The organism is Streptomyces echinatus, from assembly GCF_014203595.1.
In the GTDB taxonomy this organism is placed as follows: Bacteria; Actinomycetota; Actinomycetes; order Streptomycetales; family Streptomycetaceae; genus Streptomyces; species Streptomyces echinatus.
Genome location: NZ_JACHJK010000009.1, coordinates 170064 through 188786 on the forward strand (window position 1 = coordinate 170064; position 18723 = coordinate 188786).

The following is an 18723-nucleotide window of genomic DNA, read 5'->3' on the forward strand; positions in this document are numbered from 1 at the left end:
CTCAGGCTCCGCTGCCCAGGTCGGAGCCGATCTCGATGTCGGTGCCCGAGGACGGGGTGTACTCGTTCCACTCGGCGATCAGCGCGCCCTTGGTGCCGGGCTGCAGCACGGTGAACGGGGTCACCGAGCCGTCGTGGGCCCGCTCCAGCCGGGCGACCGTGACGCGGAAGGCGTCGGGGATCGCAGTGATCAGCTGGCTCTCCTGTACCACCCTGCCGTCGGCGGGGTCGGTCCTGTCCGCGGAGTCGATGACGACCTGGGCGCCGACCAGGAAGTCCTTGCTCGAGTCCACCCTGATGGTCACCGGGTTGGCCGACTTGCCGAGGACGTCCTTGGAGGTGGCGTAGACGGCTTCCTCCAGCCGGACCGCGGTGCGGGCCGGGTTGGCCGGCGGGATGCCCGGGTAGTTGCGGTCGTCGTAGGCGGCGATCTCCCGCGCGATGGTGAGGTACTGCGAGTTCGGCGTGGCCGGCGGGGACTTGAAACCGCCCTCGGCGAACCTCACCCAGTCCTCCTCCCAGCCCTTGCGGACCGTCAGGACGACACGCGCGCTGCCGGACCGCAGGAACGCCTGCCGGTTCGCGTCGGGATGCCGGAGCCGGCGGACGAAGTTCCAGCTCTGCGGCACGTCCCAGAAGTACGAGTAGAGGAACGTCACCACGTTCTCCCACTCGATGGCCTGGTTGACGAAGCGGACGACGTCCTCGTGCTCGCGCACCGTGGCCCATGCCGTGGCGTCCAGGCCGAGGCCGTTCTCGTCGAAGCCGATGCCGTGCTCCAGGTCGACGCGGGCCCTGAGGAAGGCGTCGACGACCTCCGGCGGCATGAAGGCGAAGTCCGGGCCGAGCAGGAACCGCAGCACCCCCTTCATGACCTCCTCGCTCTCCTCCCGGCGGAGGGTGAGCGTGTCGACCTGCTCGATCTGCTCCTGGAGCGCCGCGGCCCTGGTGGCGATGTCCTGCTGACGCTCGTAGTACTGGGTCTGCGCGGCGTCGCGCAGCAGGTTCCAGACGTCCGACCGCCACGTGTCCCGGACGCGGTCGCTGTGCGCCGGCTTGTCCGGGTCCGGGTCGGGCTGGGTGGGGATCGGCTCGATCTCGGAGACGACCCTGATCGTCGTGTTCCGGTTGTTGATCATCTCGAACGAGAGGGAGACCTTCCCGGTCGCGTGCAGCATGTACCGGCCATAGGCACCGGAGGTCAGCTCCATCGGGCCGTACTCGCCCTGATCCTGCTCCTTGATGTACAGCGGGGTACCCAGCACCTTGAAGCTGAACTTGTTCTCGCTGCCCGTCTTGCTCGTGGTGGCGAACCACAGGTTCAGGGTCTTGACGCGGTAGCCCTCCGGGATCTCCAGCGGGTCGGGGGTGAAGATGTGCCACCCCTCCTCCTGCGAGGGGGCGCTCACGCTGAACTGCGGGGCCGACGGCACGAGCGGCGGGTCCGGCACCACCGCGCCGTACCGCTCGGCCAGCACCCGGTGGTGCGGCTGGGTCTCGCCCGGCAGGACCGCGTCGGTGATCTCCGAGTGCGGCAGGCCGAACAGGAAGGGGCCCAGCTGTCCCTTGAGGTCGGCGAGTTCCTTGTGCGTCCGGCGCAGCCCGGCCCCGGGCTCCGGGATCACCAGGTCGTAGGTGAGCCGCAGTCCGTGCCGGTACAGCCGCACCCGCCACTTGCGCATCAGGCTGAAGTAGTCGACCCGCATCACCGAGACCTGGCTGGGGTTCTTCAGCACCCGGGTCGAGGTCTCCTCGCTGCCGGTGACCGTGGTCGTGGAGATGGTGACCTTGTGTTCCTGTGTGGCGCGCGCGGAGGCCTTCCGGGTCAGCGACGTGGCGTGCTTGGTGCTGTCCGTCGCGGACTGCGACCTGGAGTCCTGCGAGGAGAAGCCGGACTGGGCGGAGCCGTTGATCACCGGGATCCCGCCGGTGACGGTCGGGGTGACGTTGAACTGGTTGGAGTGCTGCGCCTGCGACGTCGTCGACTGGGACAGCTCGGTGTTGTCGGTCACCCCGGTCTCGCTGACCGTCTCCAGGGCGTCGGTCACGATGGAGGTGAACTCCTTGCTGCGGACCGACCATTCCTTGTGACTGACCGCCGTCTCCTCCAGCGGGGCCAGCGGGACGGTGGCGATCAGCTCGCCCCGCTCCAGTCCGGCGGGCACCATCTCCAGGCGCTCCAGGTTCAGCATGCCGAGGGGGGTCGCCTGTGTGTTGGCCATCAGCCCGCGGACCGCCACGACGGCGTCGCGCACGTCCTGTTCGGCCGGTCCCCGCGGGTCCGGTGACGCCGCCCCGGCGGTCGCGGTCCCGTGGTCCGCGGACAGCCGTACGGCCCGCTGCCGCCGCAGCTCGATCAGCGCGTCGCCGAACGCCTTCAGCGCCGCGACCGGTACGTCCACGAAGGCGCTCGGCGGCGGCAGCAGCGCGGGCTGTGACGGCCGGGCGAACTCGGCCAGCAGCTCGATGAGTTCGTCGGAGGCCTCGCCGGTGTGCCGCAGGTGGTCACGGACGGTGTGGGCCTCGTCCGGTCGCAGCCTGAGCCGGCGGACGTACGCCGACTTGATCAGGGCCTGCCCGGCCGGGGGCGCCGGCAGCCGCAGCTGCACCAGGGTCGCCTTGGGGATCTCCCGGGCGGACCCCGTGAGCGGCTGCGGCGCGGCCGGAGGGGTCGTCGGTCCGATGTGCTCAGCACCCGATGCGTCCAGCTCGCTCAACTCGGCCTCCGTGCAGCGCTAGTCGCGATCTTTCGCTCACTGAGCGTGAGGCACCGGAACGACAAACTCGACATGAGCGGCGAAACATTTACAGAAAACGCTCATTGCGGCATCCGCGAGAAATGTGTACGGAGCACTTCGGCCGCGCTCCTTCGTGGCGGGGGTGCGTGGGGCGGCAGGGTGGACACGGACGCGGCTCAGACACGCAGCCAGGCCGCCGTGTCCCGCGGCAGCCGGCCCGCGGCGTCCAGCGGGCCGCTGCTGAGCAGGAGCCGGGAGTGCGCGGGCAGGTCGGCCGGTGGGTCCGCGAGGTTCACCACGCACAGCGCGCCCTCCGCGCGGGCGAAGGCGAGCACGCCGTCGGGCGCGGGCAGCCAGGTCAGGGGGCCGTCGCCGAACTCCGGGCGCAGGGCGATGGCCTCCCGGTAGAGGGTGAGCACCGAGTGGGGGTCCCGCTGCTGGCGGTCGACGGCGTACGAGGGCCAGTCGGCCGGCTGCGGCAGCCACGGCTCCTTGCGCGAACCGAAGCCCGCGTACGGCAGCCCGGCGGCCCACGGCAGCGGCACCCGGCACCCGTCGCGGCCGGGGTCGGCGCCCTGCGAGCGGAAGTACATCGGGTCCTGGACGTGCTCCGCCGGGATGTCGGCCTCGGGCAGCCCCAGCTCCTCCCCCTGGTAGACGTACACCGCGCCGGGCAGCGCCAGGGACAGCAGGGCGGCGGCGCGGGCCCGGCGGGTGCCGAGCGCGAGGTCGGCCGGGGTGCCGAAGGCCTTGGTGGCGAAGTCGAAGGCGGTGTCCTCGCGGCCGTACCGGGTGACGGTGCGGGTGACGTCGTGGTTGCACAGCACCCAGGTGGCCGGGGCGCCGACCGGCGCGTGCTCGGCGAGGGTGGTGTCGATCGAGGCGCGCAGCCGGCCGGCGTCCCAGGGGCAGGCCAGGAAGGAGAAGTTGAAGGCGGTGTGCAGCTCGTCGGGGCGCAGGTAGCGGGCGAAGCGCTCGGCGTCGGGCAGCCAGACCTCGCCGACGAAGACGCCGTCGTACTCGTCCGCCACGCGCCGCCAGGCACGGTAGACGTCGTGGAGTTCGTCGCGGTCGATGAAGGGGTGCGGACCAGGGTGCCCGGCGAGGTCGGGCAGGCCCGGGTCCTTGGCGAGCAGGGCCGCCGAGTCGATGCGGACGCCGGCGACGCCCCGCTCGAACCAGAACCGCAGGATGTCCTCGTGTTCCTGGCGGACGGCGGGGTGCGCCCAGTTGAGGTCGGGCTGTTCGGGTGTGAACAGGTGAAGGTACCAGTCTCCGTCGGGCAGGCGGGTCCACACCGGTTCGGTGGAGCCGGCGAACTGCGAGGGCCAGTCGTTGGGCGGGAGTTCGCCGTCCGGGCCGCGGCCGGGCCGGAAGTGGAACAGCTCGCGCTCCGGGCTGCCCGGTCCGGCGGCGAGCGCGGCCCGGAACCAGGGGTGCTGGTCGGAGACGTGGTTGGGCACGATGTCGACGATGGTGCGGATGCCCAGTTCCCGTGCCTCCGCGATGAGTTTCCCGGCTTCGGCGAGGGTGCCGAAGGCGGGATCGACGGCACGGTAGTCGGCGACGTCGTAGCCGCCGTCCTTCAGCGGAGACAGGTACCACGGGGTGAACCACAGGGCGTTGACGCCGAGTTCGGACAGGTACGGCAGTCGGGCGCGGACGCCCGCGAGGTCGCCGGTGCCGTCGCCGTCGCCGTCCGCGAAACTGCGGACGTAGACCTGGTAGATGACGGCGGAGCGCCACCAGTCGGAGTCCTTCTGGGCAGGGGTGGGCTGTCCCACGGAGCGTGCCTTTCTGTAGACGGGGCGTCGGCGTCAGCCCTTGGTGCTGCCCGCGGTGATCCCGGCGATGATGTGCCGCTGGAAGACGAGGAACAGCAGGACCATCGGGATGCTGGCGATCACCATCGCGGCGATGAGCACGGTGAGCTGGATGTTCTGCGACAGCTGGACCAGGGCCACGCTGATCGGCTGTCTGCCGGTGTCGGAGAAGACCATCAGCGGCCACAGGAAGTCCTGCCAGACCGCGACCAGCGCGAAGATCGACACCACGCCGAGCACCGGCCTGGACATGGGCAGGACGACGGACCACAGGGTCCGCAGCCGGCCGGCGCCGTCGATCTCGGCGGCTTCCAGCACATCGCGCGGCAGCTGGTCGAAGAATCGTTTGAGCAGATAGAGGTTGAAGGCGTTGGCGACCGCCGGCAGCCAGATGGCGAGGGGGTCGTTGAGCAGGCTGGTGTGGATGAGCGGCAGGTCGGCGACGGTCAGGTACCTGGGCACGACCAGCGCCTGCGCGGGGACCATCAGGGTGGCCAGGATGCCTCCGAGGATCACCTTGCCGAAGGCGGGCCTCAGCCTGGACAGGGCGTAGGCCGCCGCGGTGCAGAAGACCAGCTGCAAGGCCCAGGCGCCGGCCGCCTGGACGACCGTGTTCAGCAGGTGCTGCGGGAGCTGCATCAGGTCCCAGGCGTCGGTGTAGCCGTCGGTGCGCCACTGCTCGGGCACCGGTGTCGGTGGGGTCCGGGCCACTTCGTCCGGGGACTTCAGCGCGCCGGTCACCATCCAGTACACCGGGAAGAGGAAGGCGAGCGTGAAGAGGAGGACGACGGCCGTGAACACCGTCCAGTAGGCGGCTTTTCCGCGCGGGCGGGCGAGGGTGGCCGGGGAGATCAGGGTGCGGGTGGCGCTCATGCGTCCCCCTCCGAGCGGGTGAGCCGCAGATAGACCGCGGAGAAGGCGCCGAGCAGGAGCAGGAGCATCACGCTGAGGGCGCACGCGCCGCCGAAGTCGTTGTAGAGGAAGGCGTACTTGTAGATGAGGTAGAGGACGGTGACGGTGGCGTTCTCCGGTCCGCCGCCGGTGATGACGAACGGTTCGGTGAACACCTGCATGGTGGCGACGATCTGAAGCAGCATCAGCATCAGGATCACGAACCGGGTCTGCGGGACCGTGACGTGCCGGACGCGCTGGAGCAGGTTCGCGCCGTCCAGTTCGGCCGCCTCGTACAGCTCGCCGGGGATGGACTGGAGGGCCGCCAGGTAGACGAGGACGGTGCCGCCCATGTTGGCCCAGGTCGCGACGACGACCAGGGAGACGAGGGCGGTGTCGGCACCGTTGGACCAGTTGGACGTGGGCAGGTGCAGGAAGCGCAGGGCTTCGTTGGCCAGGCCGGCGCCCGGATCGTAGAACCACTTCCACAGCAGGGCGCTGACCACCGGCGGGATCATCACCGGCAGATAGACCACGACCCGGAAGAACGCCTTGGCGTGCCGCAGTTCGTTGAGCACGAGGGCGAGCACGAAGGGGACCGCGAAGCCGATGAGCAGGGCCAGCAGCGTGAAGGTGAGGGTGTTGCGCCAGGCGGCGGAGAACTCGGGGTCGTGCCAGACGCGGGTGAAGTTGGCGGTGCCGACCCACTCCGGATCCGAGCCGGGCGTGTACTTCTGGAAGGCGATGACGACCGCGCGGATCGCCGGGTACCAGGAGAAAAGCGCGAAGCAGAGCAGGCCGCCGAGGAGGAAGCCGTAGGCGCGGGCCTGGTCGGCCAGGCGGCGCCGCCTGAGGTCCCCGGCCGGGGGCGGCGCGGGGAGCGGATGGGCGGCGGCCTTCGTCACGGGCCGCCGCTCGGCCGTCTTCGTCATCGTGGTCAGCTCCGGGCCAGAATGCCGTCGATCTTTCCGGACGCGTCCTTCAGCAGCTGGTCGATGTCGGCGTCCTTCTCGGTCAGGACCGCGGAGACGACGGAGTCGAGGACGGAGTAGATCTGCTGCGCGTTCGGCGGCTCGATCTTCAGCCGGAGCTGCCCGTTGCCGTCGAGGAACGCCTGGTAGTTCTCCACCGGCACGTTGGCGTTGGCCTTCTTGGCCTGCTGGTCCGTGGTGTCGGCGGCGCCGGTGAACAGGCGCGGCTCGGGCAGGCCTACGGGGGCGTCGTTCTTCTTGGCGCGGGCGTAGTCGCCGAGGAAGCCCTTGCCGGGGGTGAGGAACATGTGGTCGAGCCACTTCAGGCCGGCGCGGATCTGGGCGGGCGTGTCGTGCCTGTTGAACATGTAGCCGTCGCCGCCGATGAGGGTGCCTTCGCCGCCGGGCATGGGGGCCAGGGCGAGGTCCTTGTAGTCACCGCCCTTCTCCTTGACCAGGATGGGGATGTTGTCGGGGGCGGCGAGGTACATGCCGAGCTTGCCCGAACCCATCAGCTGCTGCACGTCGTTGATGACGAGGAGCTGCTTGCTGCCCATGGAGTCGTCGGTCCACCGCATGTCGTGCAGGTTCTGGAGGACGGCGTGTGCCTCGGGGGTGTCGACGGTGGCCTTCTCGCCGTCCGCGTCGACGACGTCGCCGCCCTGGGAGTACAGCTCGGCCGTGAAGTGCCAGCCGCCCTGGTTCTGCGCGCTGTAGTCGGCGTATCCGACCGTGCCGTCGCCGAGGGCGGCGATCCTCTTCGCGGCGGCGCGGACCTCGTCCCAGGTCGCCGGGGGCTTGTCGGGGTCCAGGCCGGCCTTCCGGAAGAGGCCGCGGTTGTAGATCAGCCCCATCGAGTATCCGGTGCGCGGGATGCCGTAGACCTTGCCGTCCGCGGTGTAGATGTCCCGCAGCTGCTTCTGGATGGTGCCGTAGCTCTTCAGTTCCTTCAGGTACGGCGTCAGGTCGGCGGCCTGGTTCACGTCGACCACATGCTTCGCGTCCGTGAAGTACGTGTAGAACACGTCCTCCATCTGGCCGCCGGCGAGTTTGGCGTCGAAGGTCTTCGGGTCCTGGCAGGGGAAGGCGTCGTGCGCGACGACGTCGATGTCCGGGTTCTGCCGCTCGAAGGAGGCGACGTCCTCCTCGAAGAACCCGCGGTCGACCTTGGCGCTCCTGGGCGGCTCGCAGTTGACGGTGATGCGCGTCCTGCCGCTCGCCGTTCCGTCGTCACCGGACCCGCAGGCGGCGGCGGCGAGGGCGAGGGAGGAACAGACGCCGATCGTGACGACGGTACGGCGGAACCCGGTGTGTCTCATCGGTGGACCCCTATGGCACTCATGGCAGGAGCGGTGGGCGAGGCACACTCAAGCACCGCCGACATCGGGACCGCAAGATGTCGCGCAGAATCTGTAATTATTCGACAGGCGACTGAATGCTCCGACGTTCAGTCGCGCGGAGCTTGCGCGGTGGAGCCGCGCACCACCAGTTCCGGCTCGAACAGCAGCTCCTCGGCGGGTACGGCGGTGCCGCCGATCTGCGCGTTCAGCAGTTCCACGGCCGCGCGGCCCATGGCCTCGATCGGCTGGCGGACGGTGGTCAGCGGGGGTTCGGTGCAGTTCATGAACGCCGAGTCGTCGTAGCCGACGACCGAGATCCGGCCCGGCACGTCGTGCCCCTTGCGGCGGGCCGCCCGGATCGCGCCGAGCGCCAGCGGGTCGGAGGCGCAGATGATGCCGGTGACACCCCGGTCGATCAGCCGGGAGGCGGCGGCGTGACCACCCTCGATGGAGAACATGGCGCGCGCGACGAACTCGTCCGGCAGGTCGCCGGCGACGGCCCGGGCCGCGGCCAGTTTGCGGGCCGAGGGCACGTGGTCGCCGGGGCCGAGGACCAGGCCGATGCGCTCGTGGCCGAGGGAGGCAAGGTGCCGCCAGGCCTGCTCGACGGCGACGACGTCGTCGCAGGAGACGGCCGGAAAGCCGAGGTGTTCGATGGCCGCGTTGACCAGCACGACCGGGATGTTGCGCTCGGCGAGCAGCCGGTAGTGGTCGTGCGGCGCGTCGGCCTGGGCGTACAGGCCGCCGGCGAAGACGACGCCGGAGACCTGCTGGTGGAGCAGCAGCTCGACGTAGTCCGCCTCCGACACCCCGCCCTTGGTCTGTGTGCACAGCACCGGGGTCAGCCCGAGCTGGGCCAGGGCGCCGCCGATGACCTCGGCGAACGCCGGGAAGATGGGGTTCTGCAGCTCGGGCAGGACGAGGCCGACCAGGCGCGCGCGTTCGCCGCGCAGCTGGGTGGGGCGCTCGTAGCCGAGGACGTCGAGGGCGGTCAGGACCGCCTGCCGGGTGGCGTCGGAGACTCCCGGCTTGCCGTTGAGCACCCGGCTGACCGTGGCCTCGCTGACCCCGACCTTCTTAGCCACTTCCGCAAGTCGTCGCGTCATGACCGCAAGCGTAGCGCAAGTTACGCAAGCTGCTTGCATAAAGGGAGGCGGGCCGGGGCCGCGGCAGCCGGCCCGGCGCCGTCGGCGACCTGAACGCCGACGGTGCCGGGTCAGTTCTCGGACGCCGGGACGACCGAGAGGTGGGAGACCGTGCCCCGCGAGCGGCGCGGGCGGCGCACCGCCGCGGCGGGCCGGCGGGGATCGCGCAGCACCATCGTCAGATGCCGGTAGCCGAGCTCCCGCAGCGGCCGCGGCGCGTCCTCGACGATCCGGCACTCGGTGCGCCCGCGGCGCTGGTCCGGGTGGTGCAGGAGGCGTACGGCGCCGTCGAGGCGGGTTCCGGCCTCGCCGACGGCCCGGATCCAGTGCGGCAGGCCCTGCCGGTAGGCGGCCTCCATGAGCGGGTCCTGGGCGATGTCCCGGCGGACCGCCTGGAGCTCGGGGTCGTGCCCGAAGGACTCCAGGGCGGACCGGAGCTGGGCCAGCATCGGCAGGCACCAGCCGGGCTCGTGCTCGCCGAGGACCTCCCCCGCGTCGGGGTGGAACAGCACGAACCGCAGGAAGTTCTCCCCCGGCATGGCCGTCGGATGGGGGCGCACGCCGCGGAAGAGCGTCTCGAACGCGTGGTTCGCCATGACCACGTTCCACTGGCGGTCGACGACCAGGGACGGGCAGGACAGGTACTCCAGCAGCGCACCGTAGTCCTGAAGGTATGCCTGGTTCTCGCAGGTGTCGGGGACGGGCCGCGGTGCCGGCCGCTGCCCTCCTGCCTGATGTGCCATCGGGAGGTCACCCCTCTTGCCTCTGCGGCCTTTCACGCGGCGATGCGATCCTGCTGCCCAGGCCGGAGTCGTGTCAACTATCGTGGCATTTCATGCCGGTTGACGGCCGAAATTCGCCACAGTTGTGGCGACACCTGGATGTGGGTTCGAGACACCGGCTACTCTCCGGGAAGTTCACGGCGATCGCTCGTGAGAAGCACGGACGCATCTGAAGCCCTCTCAAGACGTAGGAGTTCTGTCGGTGACGGATGGCTACGAGGATCCGGGCGCCTCGGCGACCGCCCAGCTGCCGGCCGTCGTCGCCCGCGTCACCGCGCTCGCCGACCGCCTCGGCGTCCCGTTCGCCGAGGTCTTCGACGTCGGGCGGCTCTCCATCGCCTGCGGCGTGCCTGAGCCGGTGGTCAGAGCCCTGCTCAGCGGCCGGCCCGCGGGCGAGCCGGACGTCCAGGCCCGCTTTCTGCAGCGCCTGGACCTGCTGCGCCGCACCCGGCTGAAGCCGGGCGGGCGCCGCTACACCCAGCAGGAGATCGCCGACGGCGCGGGCATGTCCCGGCAGCAGGCCGGCGCCCTCATCAACGGCGACCGGCGGCCCACCATGGAGCACTGCGACGCCCTCCAGCGTTTCTTCCGGGTGCACGCCGGCTTCCTCACCGCGGAGGACCCCGAGGCGCTGGCGGGCGCGCTGCAGCGCACCGAGCAGGAACTGCTGCAGAAGCTCGCCGACCGGGAACGGGCCGCCGCCGAGACCGCGCAGGATCCGCTGGAGCGGCTGCTGCAGGACCACGGAGTGCGCGGAATCGCCTGGCGGGCCGCGCAGTTGCCCACGGACCAGCACCGGGACAAGGTCGCGGAGTGGCTCGACATGCTCCTGGAGAGCGTCAAGCGGCCCGAGTCGTGATCCGGGGGAGGACGGTGGGCATCGGCAGGGACATGCGCCGGCTGTGCAACGAGCTGGTGAGCGGCCTGACCCTCCCCGTGCCCGCGCCGCCGGACGAGCTGTGCCGGGCACTGTGCGAGGTGATGAGCCGCCGCCGGGGCCGTCCGGTGCGCTTCCGCACGGCCGTCTTCCCGCCCGGCACGGCCAGCGGTCTGTGGCTGGGCCTGACCGACCGGGACGTGGTCGTGGTGGAGGAACGCACCGCGCCCGACCACCAGTTGGTGATACTCGGTCACGAACTGTGGCACATGCACGCCGACCACTGCGGGCTCCGCCTGGAGGGGGCCGACGCCGCCACCCGGCTGCTGCCGGACAGCACCGCCCAGGCGGCGCTGCAGGCGACGGTGCGGCGGGTCGCGGCCCGTACCCGCTTCGACCTCGCCGAGGAACGGGACGCCGAGACCTTCGGGCTGCTTCTCGCCAGCAAGTGCCGTACCTGGCTGCCTCGTTCGGCACGACCGGTGCCGGTGCAGCGGGACGGCGTGGCCGGCCGCATCGAGGCCTCCCTGGGGTATCCGGGACCGCAGGGCTGAACCGGGGTCGCCGTCCGCCGGTGCGCCGGGAAGGCGCCCGGGCACCCGTGCCGTCCCGGCGGCGAGTCCCCGTCCCTTTCCGCGCACCCGGCCGGACCAGGCGTTTCGGGTGCGCCGGTGTCTCGGCCAAGCGGGCGAACCGGGGCCGAGCCGGACGGCGTTGTCAGTGGTGGGCGGCAAGCTGGGGGTGTGCGCCGTGCGACGCGGTGCACGGCGCCGCAGGGCGCGTGACCGTGACGCCTACTCGGGGAGAGCCGACCGATGCCCACCGCCGTACTGACCGACCGTGAGCGCACCGCCGTACAGGCCTACCTGCGGCTGCTGCATACGGTGCGCGCCGCCTTCGACGGCCCACCGGACGACGGCCGGCCCGTCCTCGTCCCGCCCGCCGTGCTCGCCGAGGCGGAACAGGCACTGGACCGGGCGGGACTCGCCGGTAACGAGGAGGAGTTCTTCCGGCTGCTGCGCGACTGGTGCCCGCCCGCCTGAGCGTCCCCACGGGTCCGCGCCACCGCCGCCCCCGGGCGGGGGGGGCGGGGCGGCGGGGGGGGCCGGGAGAAGCGGCGCCGGGAGACGCCGGCTCCGGACGGGGCACGCCGGTGGGTGGCCGGCCGCGCGCCGCGGCGGGCCGCCGCCGGGCCGTCAGGGGGCGGGCGCCGGGCCGTCAGGGAGCGGGCGCCGCGGCGGGGATGTGCGGTATGACGACGGACGTGGCCACCACTCCGTCGCGTACGACCCACCGTCCCTCGAAGACCTGGAGCCGGTGACCGCCGACCAGGGGGCCGGGGACGAGCAGCTCGGCGCGCAGGGTGCCGCGCGAGGCGCCGTCGGTGTCCGGCCGCAGGGTGATGTCGGCCTCGGAGAAGTCCAGCCATTTGCGGGTGAGCGGGAACCACGCCTTGTAGACCGACTCCTTGGCGCTGAACAGCAGCCGGTCCCAGTGCAGGGCGGGCCACCGCGCGGCCATGCCGTCGAGCCGCGTGGACTCGGCGGGCAGGAAGACGGAGGCGCCGACGCCCTCGGGGAGCGGCCCGTGCGGCTCGGCGTCGATGCCGATGGAGGCGAGGTCTGCGGCGCGGACCAGCGCGGCGGCGCAGTAGCCCTCGCAGTGGGTCATGCTGCCGACGAGCCCGGCCGGCCACTGCGGGGCGCCCCGCTCGCCGCTGACCACGGCCTGCGGGGGCACGCCGAGCTTCTCCATGGCGCTCCGGGCGCAGCCGCGGACGGCGGCGAACTCGCGGCGCCGCTTGGCGACGGCGCGCTCGACGAGCGGCGCCTCCGCCGGATAGAGCGGGGCGTCCCACAGCGGGTCGTCAGCGTGCGCCTCCACGGCCACGACCGACTCCGGGAGCAGCTCCTCGATCACCTGCTTCGACCTCCATCGGCAGAACGCGGCGCAGCCTTCCCGGGGGATCCGGGCGCTTGCCCCACTCGCGGGGATATCCCACGGAGACCTCCATGAAGCGGACTCCGTCGTGCCAGGTGGTACGGGGGATGTGGAGATGACCGTAGACCATGGTGGCGACCCGGAACCGGCGGTGCCAGTCGGCGGTCAGCCCGGTGCCGCACCACATGGCGAACTCGGGGTACCAGAGGATCTCCATGGGGTGCCGGTCCAGCGGGTAGTGGCCGGCCAGCACGGTCGGGAGGTCCTCGGGCAGCTCGGCGAGCCTGCGCTCCGTCTCGGCGACCCGCGCCCGGCACCAGTCCTCACGGGTCGGGTAGGGGTCGGGGTGCAGCAGGAACTCGTCGTTGCAGACGACGCCCGTGCCGTGCGCGTAGGCCAGGCCCTCCGCCTTGGTGGCGCAGCCGGCCGGCAGGAACGAGTAGTCGTACAGCAGGAACAGCGGGGCGACGACGGCCGGGCCGCCGGCGCCGCGCCACACGGGGTAGGGGTCCTCGGGGGTGACGACGCCCAGCTCCCGGCACATCTCGACCAGGTGCTCGTAGCGGGCGACACCGCGCAGGGTGACCGGGTCGCTCGGGTGGGTCCACAGCTCGTGGTTGCCCGGTGCCCACAGGACCTTGCGGAAGCGGCTCGCGAGCGTGCCGAGGGCCCAGCGCACATCGGCGACGGTCTCCGCGACGTCGCCGGCCACGATCAGCCAGTCGTCGTCGCTCTCCGGTCGCATGTCCTCGACCAGTGCGCGGTTCTCCGGGTAGCTGATGTGCAGGTCGCTGATGGCCAGCAGCTGTCCGGCCCCGGCCGTCGACTCCACTTCGGCGCACCCCTTCCGATCATCCGATGCCACCACAAGAACACATCCATGCGGTCCGGGACAAGAGTCATCTGGCCGAGTGTCAGCTTCCGGCGTAAGCGGAGTGGTTGCCCCCGCCGTGCCCCCCGGAGGCGGCCCCGGCTCGGCCGCCCCGCCCCGGTTTCGCCGGCCGGCCGGACCGAGCGCTCGCTCACGCCCCGTCCGCGGTCGTGCACGCCCGGTCCGCGCTTCCGCACGCCCGGTTCACGCTCGTGCGCGTCCGATTCGCGGTCGCGCACACCCGGCTCACCGCGCCCCGGCCGTCCGGCCGGCGTGGGCATGGCCGAAACGCTACGGCCCCGCTTCCTCGAAGTTCGACAGTACGCAAACATACGAACTATCGAACCGATCCGGGCACGCGTGGGGCGGGGCCGGGGCCGGCGGGGTGAGCGTCGGCGCGCTGCCGGGCGGCGTGCTCACCCAGACCTTCGGCCAGCCGCCCGTGTGCTTCGTCAATGTGCCGCCGGCCGGCATCGTCGCCCTGGCCGTCCTCACCGCGCTCGCCGACGCGGCACCGACGGCAGGACCGGCCCGGCGCTGCGGCCGCCACCGCGGACGGGGAGTTCCGCGTCGTCCTGCCCACCGCCCTCGGCATGGCCGCCGGCCTGCTCATCGCGCTCCGCCTGCCCCGCGGACAGGCCCGGCCCGCCCCCGTCACCGGCTCGCCGGACGCGCCACGGGCCTCCTCGGCGGGGCGGGGAGAACCCGGCGTCCCGGACCGGGCGGGGTCCGGAAATCCGTAACACCCGCGTTGCACGAGGCGGTCTCCGATAGCCGTATGATCGCCCCGACACCGGCGCCCAGACTCCCCCTTGAACAGGGCCGCTTGGTGACCCTTCCTCCCTCCTGCCCGGGCACGGGCCGCTCCGCCCTGCCCGCACACCGTGAAAGGCGGCCTGCATGGTCTCTCGCGTACGCGTCTGGCTCAACCGCACGTACGCGGAGAACGTGTTCTTCATGGATCAGCTGCGGAGAAATCCCGGCGACCGCGCGGTCGAGATCCATGCGACGCACGGCGACCCCGACTCCCCCGTACTGGCCGCCGCCGACACCTCCGAGCTGGAGCCGGAGGGCCTGTCCCCGGCGGCGTACGTCGAGTACGCCCTCGACCAGTGCGTCCGGCGCGGCATCGACGTGTTCGTGCCCCGGCTGCACCAGGCGGCCGTCGTGGCGCACCGGGCCGAGTTCGCGGCGGCCGGTACGGCACTGCTCGCGCCGACGCCCGAGGCGGTCGCCGTGTTCGAGGACAAGGCGGTCGCGTACGAGGCGGTGCGCTCGGTGGGCGTTCCGGTGCCGCCGTGGCACCGGGTCCGGAACGCGGACGAACTCGTCGATGCCGTGGAGGAGTTGGAGGCGGCCGGGCACCTGGCCTGCTTCAAGCCGGCCGTGGGCGCGGGCGGGGCGGGCTTCCGGGTGATCACCCGGTCGCCCTTCTCACTCCTGCACCTGACCGGCTTCCCGGGCCCGCACGTCCAGCTGGACGTGGTCGTCGAAGCGCTGCGGCGGGCCGAGGAGCCCGTGGACTGGCTGGTGATGCCGCGCCTGGAGCAGCCCGAGGTGTCCGTGGACTGCCTGACGGGACCGGACAACCGGGTGCGGCTCGCGGTGGGCCGCACCAAGCACGGCCGGCGCCGGGGTTTCACCCTGGACGAGCGGTGGCTGGCGCCGGCCCGGCTGATCGCGGAGGGCTTCGGGCTGCACTACCTGTCCAACATCCAGTTCCGGATGCTCGGCGACCGTCCGGTGCTGCTGGATGTCAACTCCCGGCCCGCCGGCGGCCTGCACCAGCTGTCGCTCTGTGGGGTGAACGCGCCCTGGGCGGCCGTGCGGCTGGCTCTGGGCGAGGACCCCGGGGTGATCGAGCCGCCGTTCCTCGGTCAGGACTACACGGTGGTGTCGGGGCCGCGCCCGCTCGTGGCCGCGGCGCTCCCCCGGCAACGGACGGACTCGGCCGAGGCGTTGCTCCCTGCCGTGCCCTCGCCCGCGCAGCCGGCTCCGGCCCAGGTCCTGCCGCTGTAGGCGGTGTGCCGGGTGCGGGGGCCGGTGGCCGCCCGCACCCGGCGGTGAACCCGTTACGGATGAACTCCGCCTTTCTTCTTGACAGTCGTATTGGTCCATACCAAATTCGATGGCGCACCAGGTTCCGCACTCCCCTGCACGGCCCGACACCCCCGTCCCCACAGGGAGATCGCGTGCGCTTCACATTCGGGCGTTCCAGACGCCGGCTCCTCGCTCTTCTCGGTTCCGCGGCCCTCGCCCTCGGCGGGGCCGTCGCCCTTCCCGGTACGGCCCACGCGGCCAACCTCCTGACCAACCCCGGCTTCGAGTCGGGCGGTCTGTCCCCCTGGACCTGCACCGGGAACCTCGGTTCGGTCGTCGCCTCCCCCGTGCACGGCGGCGCCCAGGCGCTGCAGGGCGCGGTGACATCGAGCGACAACGCGCAGTGCGGCCAGACGGTCGCCGTCCAGCCGAACACCGCGTACACGCTCAGCGGCTGGGTGCGCGGCAGTTACGTGTACCTCGGCGTGAACGGCGGTGCCTCCACCTGGACGTCGTCCCCGTCGGCGTACACGAGGCTCAGCGTCTCCTTCACCACCGGCGCCGCGCAGACCAGCGCCACGATCTATGTGCACGGCTGGTACGCCCAGGGCACCTACCACGCCGACGACATCAGCCTGGACGGCCCGGGCGGCCCAGGCGGCGGCGACACCCGGGCGCCGACCGCGCCCGGCGGGCTGACCTCCACCGGCAAGACCTCGACGAGCGTGTCGCTGAAGTGGAACGCCGCCTCGGACGACGTGGGTGTGACGGCGTACGACGTCTACAGCGCCGGCAGCCGGGTACTGAGCGTCTCCGGCACCTCGGCCACCGTCGGCGGGCTGTCGCCGGGCACGGCCTACACCTTCACCGTGAAGGCGCGGGACGCGGCCGGGAACACCTCACCCGCCTCCGGCTCCGTGACCGTGACGACCGACACGGGCGGCGGTGGCGGCACCGGCTTCAAGCAGGCGGCGCCGTACCTGTACGAGGGCTGGGGAGATCCCCCGGATCCGGGCACGGTGATGAGCGCGACCGGGGTCAAGTGGTTCACGATGGCGTTCGTGCTGGACTCCGGCGGCTGCACCCCGGCCTGGGACGGCAGCCGGGCGCTGACCGGCGGGGTGGACCAGACGGCGATCAGCCGGATCCGGTCCGCCGGCGGTGACGTCGTCCCGTCGTTCGGCGGCTGGCAGGGCAGCAAGCTCGGCGCCAACTGCTCCTCCGCGAGCGCGCTCGCCGGGGCGATCCAGAAGGTGGTCGACGCCTACGGCCTGAAGGCCGTCGACTTCGACATCGAGAACACCGACGAGTTCGAGAACGAGGCCGTCCAGGCGAGGATCCTCACCGCCCTGAAGACGGTCAGGGCGGCCAACCCCGGCCTGCGGACCATCGTCACCTTCGGCACGTCCACCACCGGGCCGACGTACTACGGCAACCGGCTCATCGAGCAGGCGCAGTCGCTCGGCGCGAACATCGACGTGTTCACCATCATGCCGTTCGACTTCGGCGGCGGCCCGGACATGTACGGCAACACGGTGAACGCGGCCGAGGGGCTGAAGAACAAGCTGAAGTCCACCTTCGGCTGGGACGACGCGACCGCCTACGCCCATATCGGCATCTCGGGCATGAACGGCCTGTCCGACCAGCAGGAGACGACGACCCCGGCGATCTGGACGCAGATCCGCGACTGGTCGAACGCGCACCACATCGCGCGGCTCGCCTTCTGGGCGGTCAACCGGGACCGGCCGTGCGCGGGCGGCGGCGTGGTGAGCAACTGCTCCGGGATCGACCAGAGCACCTGGCAGTTCACCTCGATCACGGCCGGGTTCACCGGCTGACCCGCCGCGCCGGGTCACGGCGGAGGGCCGCTCGGCGGAGCGGCCCTTTCGTTCTCACCTCAGATAGGCCAGGCCGGGGTGGACCCCGGTGTAGCCCTCGACGAGCCTGCGGGCCACGGTGACCGAGTCGACCAGCGGATGCAGCGCGAAGGCCGTCACGGCTCTCGCCCGGGAACCCGACTCGGCGGCGGCGAGCACCTCGCGCTCCACGGCCTTGACCGAGCACACCAGGCCGGTGGCGTGGCCGGGCAGCGGATCGGCGGCGAGCGGGTGGGCGCCGCTCGCGTCGACCAGACACGGCACCTCGACGACCGCGTCGGCGTCGAGGACGGACAGGGTGGAGCGGTTGCGGACGTTGAGGATCAGGGTGGTGCGTTCGTCGCGGGCGATGGCCCGCATCAGGGCGAGGGCGACCTTCTCGTAGCCGCCGGACAGATCGTCGGCCTCGCGTTCGCCGGCGCCGGCGCTCTCCCGGTTCTCGGCCATGTAGGTCGCCTCCCGCTCCGCGCGGGTGCGGTCCCAGGCGAGCAGTGCGGACCCGCCGGGGCCGGCGGCCTCCTGGTAGAAGCCGGCCTGCTGGTCCCGCAGGAAGGCGCCGCGGGTCCGGGCGGCGGACCGGTACGCCTGGACCGTCTCCCGGTTGTAGTAGTAGTAGTGCAGGTACTCGTTGGGGATCGCGCCGAGCGACCGCAGCCAGTCGGCGCCGAACAGCCTGCCCTCCTCGAAGGAGCCGAGCAGCGCGGGGTCGGCGAGCAGCCGGGGCAGTTCGTCGCGTCCGGCGACCCGCAGGCCGCGCACCCAGCCGAGGTGGTTGAGGCCGACGTAGTCGACGAAGGCCGCCTTCGGGTCGGCGCCGAGGACCCGGGCGACTCGGCGGCCGAGGCCGACCGGCGAGTCGCAGATGCCGATGACCCGGTCGCCCAGGTGACGGGACATGGCCTCGGTGACCAGGCCGGCCGGGTTGGTGAAGTTGATGACCCAGGCGTCCGGGGCGAGCCGGGCCACGCGCCGGGCGATCCCGGCCGCGACGGGGACCGTGCGCAGACCGTAGGCGATCCCGCCCGCGCCGACGGTCTCCTGGCCGAGTACGCCTTCGGCGAGGGCCACCCGCTCGTCGTCCGCCCGCCCCTCCAGGCCGCCGACGCGGATCGCGGAGAAGACGAAGTCGGCGCCGCGCAGCGCCGCGTCGAGGTCGGTGGTGGCGGAGACCCGGGGCGCGTCGGGGATCCCGGCGGCCTGTTCGGCCAGCACCCGGGACACCGCGCGCAGCCGGCGGTCGTCCACATCGTGCAGCACGACCTCGGTGACCCGCCCCTCGGCGCGGTCGGCCAGCAGCGCGCCGTACACCAGCGGCACCCGGAACCCGCCGCCGCCCAGAATCGTCAGCCTCACGCCCGCACCCCTTCCCGCGACTCCCGCCACGACCACCTCGGCGAAGGGCCGGTCGCCCGCCTCCGCGACGCCGGC

At 72.1% G+C, this 18723-nt stretch carries 15 protein-coding genes; 5 read left to right on the top strand and 10 right to left on the bottom strand.

Annotated elements, in window-relative coordinates; all coding sequences use genetic code 11:
- Window position 1 precedes the first annotated feature (1 nt).
- From FHS34_RS25030 to FHS34_RS25060, 7 genes are all read right to left on the bottom strand, one after another.
- Entirely contained in the window at window positions 2–2716 is a 2715-nt protein-coding gene (locus FHS34_RS25030; protein WP_221509414.1) for a hypothetical protein, read from the bottom strand.
- 197 nt (window positions 2717–2913) lie between these two features.
- Window positions 2914–4521 (bottom strand): glycoside hydrolase family 13 protein, encoded by a 1608-nt coding sequence (locus tag FHS34_RS25035; protein ID WP_184969231.1) that lies wholly within the window; start codon window positions 4519–4521, stop codon window positions 2914–2916.
- 33 nt (window positions 4522–4554) lie between these two features.
- Entirely contained in the window at window positions 4555–5433 is an 879-nt protein-coding gene (locus tag FHS34_RS25040; RefSeq protein ID WP_184969233.1) for a carbohydrate ABC transporter permease, read from the bottom strand.
- Window positions 5430–6383 carry a carbohydrate ABC transporter permease gene (locus FHS34_RS25045; protein ID WP_184969235.1) on the bottom strand — a complete coding sequence of 318 codons (954 nt, stop codon included), beginning with the start codon at window positions 6381–6383 and terminating at the stop codon, window positions 5430–5432. The genes FHS34_RS25040 and FHS34_RS25045 overlap by 4 nt, the downstream gene beginning before the upstream one ends.
- A 5-nt stretch (window positions 6384–6388) precedes the next feature.
- On the bottom strand, window positions 6389–7741 hold the full coding sequence (locus tag FHS34_RS25050) for an extracellular solute-binding protein (RefSeq protein ID WP_184969237.1): 1353 nt from the start codon (window positions 7739–7741) through the stop codon (window positions 6389–6391).
- A gap of 128 nt (window positions 7742–7869) precedes the next feature.
- Window positions 7870–8868: a LacI family DNA-binding transcriptional regulator gene (locus FHS34_RS25055; protein ID WP_184969239.1), complete on the bottom strand. Its 999-nt coding sequence runs from the start codon at window positions 8866–8868 to the stop codon at window positions 7870–7872.
- 110 nt (window positions 8869–8978) lie between these two features.
- Window positions 8979–9650, bottom strand: coding sequence for an MmyB family transcriptional regulator (locus tag FHS34_RS25060; protein WP_184969241.1), 672 nt, complete (start codon window positions 9648–9650; stop codon window positions 8979–8981).
- 241 nt (window positions 9651–9891) lie between these two features.
- Between FHS34_RS25060 and FHS34_RS25065 the strand changes: the two genes are divergently transcribed.
- The 3 genes from FHS34_RS25065 (at window position 9892) to FHS34_RS25075 (ending at window position 11609) form a co-directional block, all read left to right on the top strand.
- Entirely contained in the window at window positions 9892–10548 is a 657-nt protein-coding gene (locus FHS34_RS25065) for a helix-turn-helix domain-containing protein (RefSeq protein WP_184969244.1), read from the top strand.
- 14 nt (window positions 10549–10562) lie between these two features.
- Window positions 10563–11120 (top strand): toxin-antitoxin system, toxin component, encoded by a 558-nt coding sequence (locus FHS34_RS25070; RefSeq protein ID WP_184969246.1) that lies wholly within the window; start codon window positions 10563–10565, stop codon window positions 11118–11120.
- Between the two features lie 261 nt (window positions 11121–11381).
- Window positions 11382–11609: a hypothetical protein gene (locus FHS34_RS25075; RefSeq protein ID WP_184969248.1), complete on the top strand. Its 228-nt coding sequence runs from the start codon at window positions 11382–11384 to the stop codon at window positions 11607–11609.
- Window positions 11610–11784: 175 nt separating this feature from the next.
- On the opposite strand, the gene FHS34_RS25080 is transcribed toward FHS34_RS25075, so the two are convergent.
- Window positions 11785–12486 carry a 4'-phosphopantetheinyl transferase family protein gene (locus FHS34_RS25080; protein ID WP_184969250.1) on the bottom strand — a complete coding sequence of 234 codons (702 nt, stop codon included), beginning with the start codon at window positions 12484–12486 and terminating at the stop codon, window positions 11785–11787.
- The gene (locus FHS34_RS25085; RefSeq protein ID WP_184969252.1) at window positions 12434–13339 is read right to left on the bottom strand and encodes a metallophosphoesterase family protein; all 906 of its coding nucleotides are present in this window, start codon (window positions 13337–13339) and stop codon (window positions 12434–12436) included. Before FHS34_RS25085 ends, FHS34_RS25080 begins: the two co-directional genes overlap by 53 nt.
- Before the next feature lie 939 nt (window positions 13340–14278).
- On the opposite strand from FHS34_RS25085, the gene FHS34_RS25090 reads away from it, so the two are divergent.
- Complete coding sequence (locus FHS34_RS25090) at window positions 14279–15397, top strand: ATP-grasp domain-containing protein (RefSeq protein WP_184969254.1); 1119 nt, start codon at window positions 14279–14281, stop codon at window positions 15395–15397.
- A gap of 173 nt (window positions 15398–15570) precedes the next feature.
- On the top strand, window positions 15571–17256 hold the full coding sequence (locus tag FHS34_RS25095; RefSeq protein WP_184969256.1) for a carbohydrate binding domain-containing protein: 1686 nt from the start codon (window positions 15571–15573) through the stop codon (window positions 17254–17256).
- 54 nt (window positions 17257–17310) lie between these two features.
- Here FHS34_RS25095 and FHS34_RS25100 read toward each other — a convergent pair whose 3' ends face one another.
- Window positions 17311–18648 (bottom strand): 6-phospho-beta-glucosidase, encoded by a 1338-nt coding sequence (locus tag FHS34_RS25100; RefSeq protein WP_184969258.1) that lies wholly within the window; start codon window positions 18646–18648, stop codon window positions 17311–17313.
- Between the last annotated feature and the right edge of the window lie 75 nt (window positions 18649–18723).

Bases quoted from the DNA above. Each gene is read 5' to 3' on its own strand.
- FHS34_RS25090 (WP_184969254.1), top strand. From the start codon at position 14,279: ATGGTCTCTCGCGTACGCGTCTGGCTCAACCGCACGTACGCGGAGAAC.
- FHS34_RS25045 (WP_184969235.1), bottom strand. From the start codon at position 6,383: ATGACGAAGACGGCCGAGCGGCGGCCCGTGACGAAGGCCGCCGCCCAT.
- FHS34_RS25055 (WP_184969239.1), bottom strand. From the start codon at position 8,868: ATGACGCGACGACTTGCGGAAGTGGCTAAGAAGGTCGGGGTCAGCGAG.
- FHS34_RS25075 (WP_184969248.1), top strand. From the start codon at position 11,382: ATGCCCACCGCCGTACTGACCGACCGTGAGCGCACCGCCGTACAGGCC.
- FHS34_RS25050 (WP_184969237.1), bottom strand. From the start codon at position 7,741: ATGAGACACACCGGGTTCCGCCGTACCGTCGTCACGATCGGCGTCTGT.
- FHS34_RS25060 (WP_184969241.1), bottom strand. From the start codon at position 9,650: ATGGCACATCAGGCAGGAGGGCAGCGGCCGGCACCGCGGCCCGTCCCC.
- FHS34_RS25040 (WP_184969233.1), bottom strand. From the start codon at position 5,433: ATGAGCGCCACCCGCACCCTGATCTCCCCGGCCACCCTCGCCCGCCCG.